Origin of the sequence: Pseudomonas weihenstephanensis (assembly GCF_016812185.1) — a bacterium.
Classification (GTDB): Bacteria; Pseudomonadota; Gammaproteobacteria; order Pseudomonadales; family Pseudomonadaceae; genus Aquipseudomonas; species Aquipseudomonas weihenstephanensis.
Genome location: NZ_JAAEBV010000001.1, coordinates 121,911 through 133,559, shown reverse-complemented (window position 1 = coordinate 133,559; position 11,649 = coordinate 121,911). Strand labels below are relative to the sequence as shown.

Annotated in this window: 13 protein-coding genes; 7 read left to right on the top strand and 6 right to left on the bottom strand. The window is 56.0% G+C overall.

Going from position 1 to position 11,649, the window contains the following annotated elements:
* Window positions 1-2: 2 nt before the first annotated feature.
* Together GYN01_RS00635 and GYN01_RS00630 are read right to left on the bottom strand one after the other, a co-directional pair.
* A complete protein-coding gene (locus GYN01_RS00635) occupies window positions 3-1,058 on the bottom strand; it encodes a permease (protein ID WP_048365465.1) in 1,056 nt (351 codons plus the stop codon).
* 110 nt (window positions 1,059-1,168) lie between these two features.
* Window positions 1,169-1,945: an IclR family transcriptional regulator gene (locus GYN01_RS00630; RefSeq protein WP_048399508.1), complete on the bottom strand. Its 777-nt coding sequence runs from the start codon at window positions 1,943-1,945 to the stop codon at window positions 1,169-1,171.
* 173 nt (window positions 1,946-2,118) lie between these two features.
* On the opposite strand from GYN01_RS00630, the gene GYN01_RS00625 reads away from it, so the two are divergent.
* Genes GYN01_RS00625 through GYN01_RS00610 form a run of 4 tightly spaced genes read left to right on the top strand, consistent with a single transcriptional unit; the run spans window position 2,119 to window position 5,631 of the window.
* Window positions 2,119-2,886, top strand: coding sequence for an ABC transporter substrate-binding protein (locus GYN01_RS00625; protein ID WP_048365467.1), 768 nt, complete (start codon window positions 2,119-2,121; stop codon window positions 2,884-2,886).
* A gap of 59 nt (window positions 2,887-2,945) precedes the next feature.
* Entirely contained in the window at window positions 2,946-3,602 is a 657-nt protein-coding gene (locus GYN01_RS00620; protein ID WP_048365468.1) for an amino acid ABC transporter permease, read from the top strand.
* On the top strand, window positions 3,599-4,345 hold the full coding sequence (locus tag GYN01_RS00615) for an amino acid ABC transporter ATP-binding protein (RefSeq protein ID WP_048399512.1): 747 nt from the start codon (window positions 3,599-3,601) through the stop codon (window positions 4,343-4,345). Before GYN01_RS00620 ends, GYN01_RS00615 begins: the two co-directional genes overlap by 4 nt.
* Window positions 4,342-5,631, top strand: a complete 1,290-nt coding sequence (locus tag GYN01_RS00610) for an NAD(P)/FAD-dependent oxidoreductase (RefSeq protein ID WP_048399515.1) — start codon at window positions 4,342-4,344, stop codon at window positions 5,629-5,631. The genes GYN01_RS00615 and GYN01_RS00610 overlap by 4 nt, the downstream gene beginning before the upstream one ends.
* A gap of 54 nt (window positions 5,632-5,685) precedes the next feature.
* On the opposite strand, the gene GYN01_RS00605 is transcribed toward GYN01_RS00610, so the two are convergent.
* Window positions 5,686-5,910, bottom strand: coding sequence for a YgdI/YgdR family lipoprotein (locus GYN01_RS00605; RefSeq protein ID WP_048365471.1), 225 nt, complete (start codon window positions 5,908-5,910; stop codon window positions 5,686-5,688).
* A 31-nt stretch (window positions 5,911-5,941) separates the two neighbouring features.
* Window positions 5,942-6,844, bottom strand: coding sequence for a LysR substrate-binding domain-containing protein (locus GYN01_RS00600; protein WP_203306440.1), 903 nt, complete (start codon window positions 6,842-6,844; stop codon window positions 5,942-5,944).
* 193 nt (window positions 6,845-7,037) lie between these two features.
* Here GYN01_RS00600 and GYN01_RS00595 point away from each other — a divergent pair, with 193 nt between their 5' ends.
* Window positions 7,038-7,973: a DMT family transporter gene (locus tag GYN01_RS00595; RefSeq protein WP_048399520.1), complete on the top strand. Its 936-nt coding sequence runs from the start codon at window positions 7,038-7,040 to the stop codon at window positions 7,971-7,973.
* Here the strand turns inward: GYN01_RS00595 and GYN01_RS00590 are convergent, their stop codons facing one another.
* Complete coding sequence (locus GYN01_RS00590; protein ID WP_203306439.1) at window positions 7,974-8,639, bottom strand: histidine phosphatase family protein; 666 nt, start codon at window positions 8,637-8,639, stop codon at window positions 7,974-7,976.
* A gap of 227 nt (window positions 8,640-8,866) precedes the next feature.
* Between GYN01_RS00590 and GYN01_RS00585 the strand changes: the two genes are divergently transcribed.
* A complete protein-coding gene (locus GYN01_RS00585) occupies window positions 8,867-9,571 on the top strand; it encodes a YoaK family protein (RefSeq protein ID WP_048399523.1) in 705 nt (234 codons plus the stop codon).
* A 302-nt stretch (window positions 9,572-9,873) separates the two neighbouring features.
* Window positions 9,874-10,818: a fimbrial protein gene (locus GYN01_RS00580; protein WP_203306438.1), complete on the top strand. Its 945-nt coding sequence runs from the start codon at window positions 9,874-9,876 to the stop codon at window positions 10,816-10,818.
* A gap of 170 nt (window positions 10,819-10,988) precedes the next feature.
* Here the strand turns inward: GYN01_RS00580 and GYN01_RS00575 are convergent, their stop codons facing one another.
* Entirely contained in the window at window positions 10,989-11,318 is a 330-nt protein-coding gene (locus GYN01_RS00575; protein WP_048365476.1) for a hypothetical protein, read from the bottom strand.
* Window positions 11,319-11,649: the final 331 nt, after the last annotated feature.

Genomic DNA, 11,649 nt, shown 5'->3' with positions numbered 1-11,649 from the left:
TTTCAAAGCAACCACATGCCTACCAGTCCACTGACCACACCCACCAGCATGGTCATCAATGCGACGCTGACCAGCACGCGGGCATCAAAGTCTTTGCGCAGCATCAACAGCGACGGCAAGCTCACGCTCGGCAAGGTCATCAGCAGGGCCACGGCAGGTGCGGTGCCCATGCCCAGCGCCATCATGGTTTGCACGATCGGAATTTCAGCCGCGGTCGGGATCACAAACAAGGTGCCGACAATTGCCAATGGCACCAGCCACATCAGGCTGTCGCTCATGGCGCCATCAACGTGAGGGAACAGCCACACACGGGCCGCGCCCAGCAGCAATACCGCCAGCAGGTACACCGGGATAGTGTTCCAGAACAGCTGCCACAATGTTTGGCCCCAACGCACAAAGAAATGTTGCTGATCAATCTGGCTGGCTTGGGACACCGCCTCCAGCGCGGCGTCGGGGATGTTTTCGGGGCGTGAGATGCGTTGCGCAATCATCGACACTCCGAGTACCAATACAATACCGGCTACCAAACGCAGCGCGCTAAACCCCCAACCCAGGACAAAGCCCATAAACACTAGCGTGGCCGGATTAAGCACCGGGTTGGCGATCCAGAACGCGAGCGCCGCGCCGACCGATACTTTTTGTCGGCGCATGCCTGCCGCCACAGGGGCTGCACAGCACGTACACATCATGCCTGGCAACGCGAACAGCCCGCCGCGCAAGGTTGAGCCGAACCCGGCTTTACCGAACAGGCGCAGTAGCCAGTCGCGAGGGATCAACACCTGGATCAGTGAGCCGAGAATGACCGCCAGCACGGCGGCTTTCCAGATCGCCAGAAAATACACCTTGGCGTAGGCCAGGGCCGCTGCAACGGGTTCGCCCTGATTGTCGTTGAGGATTGAAGCGCCGATGCTGTGATTATCAGCAGCGACAAAGGCTTTGAAGTAGTACGGCGACCACTTGACGTAGTACAGGCCAATGCCTGCGATCAGCAGGAATAACAGCGGTTTCCACCAGAATGACCAGCCTCTGGAAGGTTGGGCTGAGGAGATACTGGGCATAAACAGTTACCGGACATGAGGAAATAGCGGCGCATCATACGCCAAACCTGCGTGCGGTTTACGCCAGCGAGCAGGCCGATCCCCCTGCGGTGCGGGGTCGGCCTGCGCGCTTACAAGGTTCGGATCGAAGTGCTGATGGCCCGCGCGCACTGAATGATCGCCGAGCTCATTTTGTCCTCGGCCTCTTCCATGCTCCAGCGACTGCAGGGGGCGACCACGTGCACCGCGGCCACAGGCGTGCCATTGCTGCCATAAATCGGCGCTGCCAGGGTCATGTCGCCCAGGAACATTTCTTCCTTGTTGGTGGCATAGCCTTTGATGCGGGCGGTGAGAATGCGCTCAAAAATGGCCGCCGGGTCCGTGAGGGTGTAGTGAGTGAAGGCAGTGATCTCACTGGCGTTGAGAATGGCATGAACGTCTTCATCGGCCAGCCCACTCAAATAGGCACGGCCACCGCCGCTTAGGTACATCGGTATCCGGCTGCCAATCGGCATGTGAATGGGGATGAACTTGGGGGCCGCAAAGCGCGCCACAAACACCATGGACACTCCGTCGGGTTCAGTCAGGTTGACCGTCTCGCCAGTGAGCTGATTGAGTTCAGCCAGGTAGGGATTTGCAACATCGACCAGTATGTCGGCGGCTAAATAGTTGTAGCCGATCTCCATAACTTTGGGCGTTAACTGGAAACGCCTGCTCTGCGGGTGTTTGCGCACATAGCCAAGTTCTTCCAGGGTGTGCACCATGCGTTGTGCCGAGCTTTTACTGATACCGGCGACCAGTGCAATGTCGGCTAGGCTCATGGTGCGTCGAGCTGCGCCAAAGCCTCTCAAAACCGCGAGGCCCTTCTCCAAAGATTGATTGAAAAGGGGGTTGTTGTGATCGCTCATGGCGCTTCCTTGGCGTTTATCAAAGCTATAGATATCGATATGCGATACCTACAATTCTCTTTACGATTTATGTAAATTGTTTATAGTCGATGGCGGCTTTTTACACCAGAGGGTGAATCAGCTGTTTTGAATGCGTTATCAGGATAGTAAAAGCGACCACAGGGAGATTCGCTATGCATAAAAAATTTCAAGTGCTCACGCTCGTGTGCGCAATCACCGCGGGCCTGATGGGATCAGCCAGTGTTGTTGCAGAGCCGGTGTATAAAGTGGGAGCCACGGCAACTGGCATTCCCTTCACCTTTCTCAACGTCAAGACGGGTGTCACTGAGGGCATGATGATCGATGCCATCCAGGCCATCGGTAAAGCGGGCGGGTTCGAGACCGATATACAACAAAGCGTATTTGCCGCGCTGATCCCTTCGCTAACGTCCAACAAGATCGACCTGATTTCCGCTGCCATGCTCAAAACACCTGTGCGTGAGAAAGTGGTGCAGTTCTCTGACCCAATCTACAGCTACGGTGAAGGTCTGATCCTGCGTGAAGACGACAACACCGTCTACAAAAGCATGGATGACCTGGCGGGTGAAGTGGTCGGCGCGCAGGTGGGTTCGGTGTTTATTGAAGCGCTGAACAAGCATGGCGGCTTCAAGGAAGTACGCAGTTATGACTCGGTTGCCGACATGATGAGTGACCTGAGACTGGGTCGTATCAAGGCCGCTTTCGGTGATCACCCTATCGTTGCCTACCAAATGGCAACCAATCCTCGCGCTACCAAGGGCCTGAAGCTGTCGAGCACCTATGTGCCGGTCGTCGTGGGTGATGTCTGTATCGTGTTGCGTAAAGACGATCCCGAGACCCTCGCTCAGGTGAACAAAGGTATTGCCGCAATCAAGGCCGATGGCTCGCTTGAACGCATCATCAAGCAGTGGAAGCTCAACTGATGGTTCCTCGGCCCGCCACTGATTGCGGGCCGTTTCATGTGTTGTTTTGCGGGTAGCTTATGTTTCTCCAGGACGCGTTGGACTTCCTCCCCATTTTGTTGAAAGGGGCGGTGGTCACTGTGCAAGTCACTGCGGGATCGTTCGTGCTGAGTTCACTGATCGGTCTTGTATTCGCGCTGATGATGGTTTCCAAAATACGGGCCGTTGCGTTGTTCGCCATTGGCGTGGTCAACGTGATCCGTGGTCTGCCCATCATCGTGCAGTTGTTTTACATCTACTTCGTTTTACCTGACTTCGGCATCCAGCTCAGTGCCATGCAGGCCGGTGTCATTGGTTTGGGTATCGCCTACTCGGCGTACCAGGCAGAAAACTTCCGGGCCGGTATTCAAGCCATTGATCACGGCCAGATCGAAGCGGCCGAGTCGATTGGTATGCGTGGGCTGATGATCATGCGCCGCGTGGTGTTGCCCCAGGCCTTTCGCATTGCCTTGCCGCCTTATGGCAACACCTTGGTGATGATGCTCAAAGACTCCTCATTGGTGTCGACCATCACCGTGGCGGAAATGACCCGCCAGGGCCAACTGATCGCCTCTTCGACCTTTGAAAACATGACCGTGTACACCTTGGTGGCGCTGCTTTACCTGTCGATGAGCCTGCCGTTGTCTTATGGCTTACGCCGTATAGAAGCGCGCTTTGCAACGCGGAGAGCCTCATGATCGAACTCAAGGGTGTGCACAAGAGTTTTAGCGGTGTGCCGGTGCTCGAAGGCGTTGACCTGTGCGTTGATCAAGGTGAAGTGGTGTGTTTGATCGGTCCTTCGGGATCGGGTAAGTCGACCTTGCTGCGCTGTATCAATGGCCTTGAGAGTTACAGTCAGGGCGACATTCTGGTCAGCGGTCAACGGGTCGACCGTCACGATAAAAGCATTCATTTGTTGCGCACGCGCGTGGCGATGGTCTTCCAGCGCTTCAATCTGTTTCCGCACCGTACGGCGCTGGAAAACGTGATGGAGGGGCCGATTTACGTCTTGAAAAAAACACCGCAAGAGGCGCGTGAGCAGGCGCAAGCCCTGATGGAGAAAGTTGGTCTTGCGCATCGGATGAATGCTTACCCGGATGCACTGTCCGGCGGGCAGCAACAGCGTGTGGCGATTGCCCGGGCGTTGGCAATGAACCCGCAAGCGATTTTATTCGATGAGCCGACCTCGGCCCTCGATCCAGAATTGGTGGGTGAGGTGCTGGCTGTCATGCGGCGCCTGGCCGATGAAGGCATGACCATGATTGTCGTGACTCATGAAATGGGCTTTGCCCGTGACGTCGCCGATAAAGTGTGCTTTTTGCACAGCGGACAGATCGTGGAGTCAGGCCCTGCGCAAACCGTTCTCAGTGCCCCGCAACATCCGCGCACTCAGGATTTCCTGCGGCGCTTGCTCAATCAGACGGGTGAGGTGCAACCATGAAGTCCTCTGCTAGCGGGCAATTGCCGCCCTCACTTTGGTCCGCCACAGCCCGCCCTGGCGCATCAACGCCACCCTTGTGTGAAAACAAACACGTCGATGTCGCGATTGTCGGTGCCGGTTATACCGGTCTGGTTACGGCACTGCGGTTGGCCGAGGCGGGCGTGAGCGTCTGTGTGCTTGATGCCGGTGAGCCGGGTTGGGGAGCATCGGGGCGCAACGGCGGCCAAGTGATTCCCGGGCTCAAATACGACCCTGAGGAGCTGATTCAACGCTTCGGTGAAGAGCGCGGTGAACGAATTATCGAGACCTGCGGGGGGGCTGCTGATGAAGTGTTTTCATTGATCCGCGAATACAGCATTGCCTGTGAAGCCAGTCGCAAAGGCTGGATTCAACCCGCTGTGTCTGCGGTGTCGATGAAAGCCCTGGAACACCGGGCCAAACAGTGGCAGCAGCGTGGCGTTGCCGCCCAAATACTGGATCACGCCGAGGTCAGTCAGCGGCTGGGCACGCAAAATTATTTGGGCGGCTGGGTCGACCCGCGCGCGGGCAGCTTGCACCCGTTGAACTATGTGCGGGGGTTGGCCAAGTCTGCATTGGGTCGCGGCGTCACGATTCACAGCCAGAGCCGGGTGACTGATTTGCGTCGAATCGGTGCGCAGTGGCAGTTGACCACCGCTCAAGGCAGTACCGTGAACGCCGAGCGTGTGGTGCTGGCCACCAACGGTTATACCGATGGTTTATGGCCGGGGTTGCGTCAGACCGTGCTGGCGGCCAACAGTTTTATCATCGCCACCCGTCCGCTGCCGCTTGAGCTGCGCAAAACCATCTTGCCCGGTGGAGAGGTGTGCTCGGATGCGCGGCGTTTGTTGTTGTATTTCAAGATGGACGCGCAAGGCCGTTTATTGCTCGGCGGTCGTGGACCGTTCGCCGAGCCGACTCGCGCCGGTGACTGGGGGCATTTGGAGCGCTCGTTGGTCATGCTGTTCCCGCAATTGGCCGGGGTGCCTATCGAGTACCGCTGGAGCGGGCGTATTGCTCTGAACCAGAGCGTGTTGCCACAGTTGCATGAGCCACAACCGGGGTTGTCAATTTTGCTGGGTTACAACGGGCGCGGGATCGCCATGTCGACCATGCTCGGCAAGCACCTCGCCGCGCGTGTAGCGGGGGCTGAAAGCGACTTCCCGTTCCCGGTCACGCCGATCCGCACCATTCCGTTTCACAGCTTGCAGCGTTTGTACGTGGCAGCAGGAATCACCTACTACCGGATGCTCGACGCCTTGAATTGATGATCTCGCCTCTGCAAGCCCGCGTGTACACCGGGGCTTGCAGGTGCGGGCTGATCAATCGTCGGTCTTGATGGTGGCCACGTCATCGGCTTTGACTTTGATGTGCTTGCCGGCGATGTCGACGAATTCGTAAAAGCCATCCTTGGTTTTGGTTTTCGGCATGTCTTTAGTCAGGTATTGCGTACCGTTTTGCAGCGTGACCACGCTCGGTGAGGCACAACCGGCCAGAGTTAGCATTGCCACTATGACCATGGGTAAGCCGATAACGTTGATCTTCATGCAAGCTCCTTGAACATCCGAAAGTAAAGGGTTAAGCGCGCCGGGCATCGTGCAACAGCCAGCGCTGGAAAATTACTGCTGCCTCTGACAACGTTTTATGCCGAGAGTGCACCAAATAGTCAGCATTGCCGCTGATATATTCGTACGCCGCGACCCGCCGCAGTTCGCCGGTATCGATTTTGTCCCGCACCATGAAATCCCACCCCAGGCCAACCCCCATTCCTTGCACGATGGCTTGGTACGCCAAGGTGATTTGGTTGAAGGTTGGCCGCTGGGGCGCAGGTGTGTGTTCAATTGCGAAGTGGCGAAACCAGTCGCGCCAATCTATGCAATTCCAGCCTGATGAGTCCAACTCAATCAGGGGCAGGGCCTGCAAGTCTGACGGTTGCTTGATCTCGGGCAAGTGGACGGCGGGGCTGACCACCGGGTACACGCATTCGGCAAACAATGGTTGGGCATTCAATGATGACCAATTGCCATTGCCGTACAGAATCGAGAAATCGTAATCCGCTGTGCTGGATTCGTCCATACCATTGTTGGCGTGGATGTTGACGGTGATACCAGGGTGCGCCGTGTTAAATGCCAACAGCCGTGGAAACAACCAAAACTGTGCCACCGCGTGGGTGCACAACACGGTCACCGCATTGGGTGCATGTTGCACTTTAATGCGATTAACGCTGTGTTGCAGGCGTTCGAGCAGGGTGCTGACCTCGCCGAACAGGCTGGCCCCGGCGCGGGTCAAACTGACCCCTCGGGGCTGGCGTTCGAACAGCGCCAACTTCAGATGATCCTCAAGGGCACGCATTTGTTTGCTCACCGCGCTTTGGGTCAGGCACAGCTCGCTGGCGGCTCGGGTAAAGCTGCCATTGCGCCCGACGGCTTCAAAGGTGATGAGCGTGTCCAGCGGCGGTAAGTGTTTGAGGTATCGGCTCAAGCAAGCTCCTGAGTGACGTAGCCGCTGCCACCGGCAGCGTTCGATGCCGAAGCGATGGTAAGGGGTTCTACAGTCGTGGATGGCGTCGTTGTAACGCATTCCGCTAGGGAATGCCAGCATGCCGAATGATCCTTTGTGCATGACGGCGTGCCTGCTTAATCTCCCAACATATTGAACGGTATGAGAGAGCGACATGAAACGCGGGATAGTCTATGCGGGCATGGCAGGTGCTGTGTGGGGGCTGGTGTTTCTGGTGCCAAAAATACTGCCTGAGTTCAGTCCGCTTTTGCTCAGTTGCGGGCGCTTTATCGTGTATGGCGCAGTCTCGCTCCTGCTCATCCTGCCTGATGTCCGCCGTTTGATCACGCAACTGAGCGGGCGGGATGTGCTGACGCTGCTCAAGCTAGCCCTGTTAGGGAATCTGATTTATTACATGCTGCTGTCGGCTTCGATTCAGGGCGTGGGTATCGCAGTGGCCTCATTGATTGTCGGGGTGTTGCCCTTGAGCATTACCTGGATGGGGCGCACCGATACCGGGGCAGTGCCGCTTGCGCGGTTGATCTGGCCTTTGCTGTTGGTTGTGGGCGGCATGTTGTGCATCAACCTTGAGGCATTGTTTGGTGCCGGTGTGCAGCAGCCTTTGGCGGACAACGTGTTGGGGATTGCGTGCGGTATCGGCGCGTTGGTCTGCTGGACCTGGTTCGCCACCGAGAATGCACGTTTTCTGAAGTGCAGTGCGTTCAGTAGTGGTGAATGGTCGAGCTTGTGGGGCGTTGTGACCGGCGTGCTGGGCGCCGTGATCTGGGGCATGGCGAACGCGCTGTCGCTGGACGCCGCACGCATCGAGGTCAGCGATCAGCGCTGGCAGATGTTCTGGCTGATCAACCTGGGCAGTGCGGTGCTGGGCTCCTGGTTTGGCAACAGGATGTGGAACGCCTCTACCCGACGTCTTCCATTGACCTTAAGCGGGCAACTGATTGTGTTTGAAACGGTGTTTGCGCTGTTGTATGGCTTTGTCTACCTGCAACGCTGGCCTACGTTATTTGAGGTGCTGGCGGTGACGCTGCTGCTGGGAGGCGTCACTTGGGCCGTGCGCTGCCATGCGCCGACTCGCGCTGCTCGGGCGTAATCAGGTCGGGCAGGATTTGGCGCCGTTGTTCAAGCCCTGGTGGTCAACACGGCTCACCAGCGTGGCGTTGCCGTTATGCCAGGTCAGGGTCAGCACATATAAAGAGTCAAAGTCGTTGTTTGCCCAGTCTTCAGTCAGCGACATTTTTTTACCCGTTGCCTTGGCTGCAACCGTGTTGATCAATTCGGGCAGGTAGCCATGGGACCAGGCCGTGTAGATGGTTGCGTTGTGGTACTTGTCATCGGTCAGTTCATCGGCCAGTTGACGGGTGTCATTGGCTGAAAAGGCCAGGTTGATCGGCAAGCCCAATTTAATCGCGCTGGGGTTGATGGTCATCATCGGGCGCACGTAGCTGTAGGCATCATCGTCGATGCCTTCTTCAACCTGGCGTGAAGGGTTGGCTGCAAACACATAATCCGCTTTGCCATATTTTTGCGGCAGTACCGTGGCCAGATCGATGGCGCGGTTCAGGCCCTGACAGGTGAGTTGACCAAGCCCGTCGGCCGGTTTTTCGGCGTGGCGCATGAATACCAGGGTTTGCACGCCATCGGCAGGTTGCGCAAAAGCGTCTTCAACATGGGAGGACAGGCTGACGGCGCCTGCGATCAGTAACAGCGGGATCGCGGCCAGTGCGAGGCGAGGTTTCTTCCAGGTGAGCGGGATCATGGGGGTCTTCTGTATGAATCCGGGCGAGTGCGCTCCTTGCCGTACAAACACCGAAGTGCCCGTCATCCCTGAACAAAGTGTTTATTAGACGCCTGTTTTGAGATTGGTTCGTTTGCCCTTTAGTCGCACACGTAACTGAATGCGTCTATTGGTTTGATCTGTGCACTGGTCAGACTGTACTCAATTGGCCATCATTCAAGTGTATTCACCTTCATGAGGTTCTCCCGATGCTGCCTGTTGCGCGTAGACGTCCGATCAATCCGCTGCATGTGCGCGTGCGTGCCTGGCGCGGGCGGGTAGGGTTGGGGCTGGTCGGGAGCCTGTCGGTGCTGGCAGGCATGACTGATGCCATCGGATTCTTGGCCACTGGCGATTTTGTCTCGTTCATGAGTGGTAACACCACGCGGCTGGCGGTGGCCATCAGTCAGGGCGATCTCAGTTTGATCGTGCGACTGGCCTTTGCGGTACTGGCCTTTATCGTGGGCAATACGTTGGGTATTTTACTGGGACGCTGGGGCAGACGCCGTGCCTTGCCTTTGATGCTGGGCATCGCCGGATTGCTCTGTGGTGCCGCGTTATTGCCCTTTGAGTCGCAAGTACCTGCCTTATTGGCTGCGATATTGGCGATGGGCATGCTTAATGCGGCGGTGGAGCAAGTCAACGGGCTGCCGGTCGGGCTGACCTACGTGACGGGCGCGTTGTCGCGTTTCGGCCGTGGCCTGGGGCGTTGGCTGCTGGGTGAGCGGCGCAGCGGTTGGCGCGTGCAGTTGGTGCCCTGGAGCGGCATGTTGCTGGGGGCGGTGATCGGCGCAGTGCTCGAAGCGCATTTCGGGGTCAAAGCCTTGCTGTTCAGTGCAGGTTTTGCCGCGTTGCTCGGCGTTGTCTCGCTGAAAATCCCACGGCGCTGGCAGCGCGATTACATGCCGCGGTAAGGGGTTATCTGTCTTCACCGCTGATGGCGACGCGCATTTCTTGACGCAGAACTTGAGTGGTAATCGTCTGCGCTTAGATCTGTAGCGTGCGCACGCAAGTAAATGCTTAAGCCTTGTCCGGTCGACGATTAACAAGAGTAAATATCCCGCGGAAATAATCTGAGGAATAAACAAGTTGATCAGTCAATTCCTACAAAGGATTTGAGCGCAGTTTGTTAAAGTTCAAAACCCTTAAAGGGGGGCAGTAAATTCATGCGTGAGGTGTGTCTATCGGTCAGTGGATAGATCAGAGTGAGATCAATATGAATTATGTGTTGGGCTTGTTGGTGGTGTTGTTCTCTCATGCAGTTATTGCGGGGCAGTGTCGAGTTAATGGCGGGCCGTGGTTACATGTTGATAAAAGTAGTATTTCTATAAATGTTCCCATCAAGGCAACACCTGGAGCGGATTCGATCCGGCTGGATGGTTACCACCTTGAATGCCGATATACCCCAGACGGTAATTCGTCCGGGAATGCCACGGACTATTGGCACACCGTCGATAATGCCCTTGTGCCGGGTCATAAGTTTGTGGCGTACAAACCGGGCCTAAGCATTAATGGCAACCGCTACTCTGTGCCCGTCAAACGCGGTATTCACATCGTTTCTCTGAAAAACAATGGCGTGGGTATCGACCTTAAAACGTTTATGTATTTGTCTACTCAAGGGGGGCCAGGCAATCCCATTAGCATCCATAAAGGTGACCTTTTGGGAACCGTGTATTTAAAACAGACCAATAATACCGGTGCACCGTTGCCACCTACATTTAGGGTTTATCTGTATGCCGCGAACAGTTTGATCATCGAACCTTCCACCTGCACAATTAATGCGAACAAAGCGATTGATGTAAATTTCGATAATGTTGATCCGGCGCTCTTGGGGGAAAGCGCAAGCAGTAGCCCTGTGATTAAAGGGCTGAGATTGAATTACTCGTGCCCGGATTCGGGCGTGAGCATGCCTGTTACCATCACGTTAAAAGGAGCAGGGGCAGTATTCAATTCTGGGCTGCTTGCCATGAGTCATATGCAACTGGGCACGGGGTTATTGCGGGGAGGGGTTTTAATAGGGCCGGGCAGTTCTTTTTTGACTCGCATTACCAATAGTGCAGGCAGCGATGATGTGACATTTGTTTTGGTACGACAGCCGCGCAGCTTCCCGGCGCCGGGGCCATTTACGGGCAGTGGTACTTTGGTGATGGGCGTGCCTTGACGGGCAGAAGATACGTTGGCTCGCCTACGCTTTCATGGATAGGCAGGTTTTAATCAACAACACCAACGCTGGATGTTGGCGAGTTGCTTCTGGATCACCGCCCAAGACTTGCAAGGCAAGGGCGGTGAACATATCAAAGAAACGGTTTGCAGCAGAACGCACAAGCAATATTAGCTGTAGCGGTCCACTTTCACGATGTCAGCGTTTGTCTGTGCCTTTTCCCAGTTAAGGGTCAGGGTTTGCAAAACTTCTGTTATGAACGTTTTATCAGCGGCTGCTTTTTTACCCACATAACCTTGACCGCGACGGTACATTTTCAGGTGGGTTCGCAGCGCCGGACGATGCTCTTCAAATGGGGTGTTTTCATGGCAGGCGGTAACAGGTTCAATACGCACTTCACCGGTATCGCTCACCCACAAGATGTGGTCGCTCAGGGTGTCTTTTTGGGCAGCGAACAGTCGAGCCAGCTCATTAATAGTCGGTTGATTATTCAGGTTCATAGCTAACTCCTTGACCACTCGTTGATCTGTCTAATTGATTCGCGCAACTGCGTTTGCAGCGCTACGCAGTGTCCATCTAAAGCAGATCCAGCCTTGAGTACGTCCCATGTAGTAGTTGACGCTGTCTACTACATAAGCGTTTTTAACGATGAAGCTTAGCGTGAACCCCTATGCCTGGGATGCTTACTGCATCAGCCACAAGCCTATTGAGGACGTTTCGCTAGCCTCTGTCGCCTAAAACGCGGACGATCAAGCCAGGTCAGCTTCATCAATTCTGCCTTGTGGGCAGTACCTGTCCCGGAACAGCCCGACGGTTCGTCGAGCGTGCTTA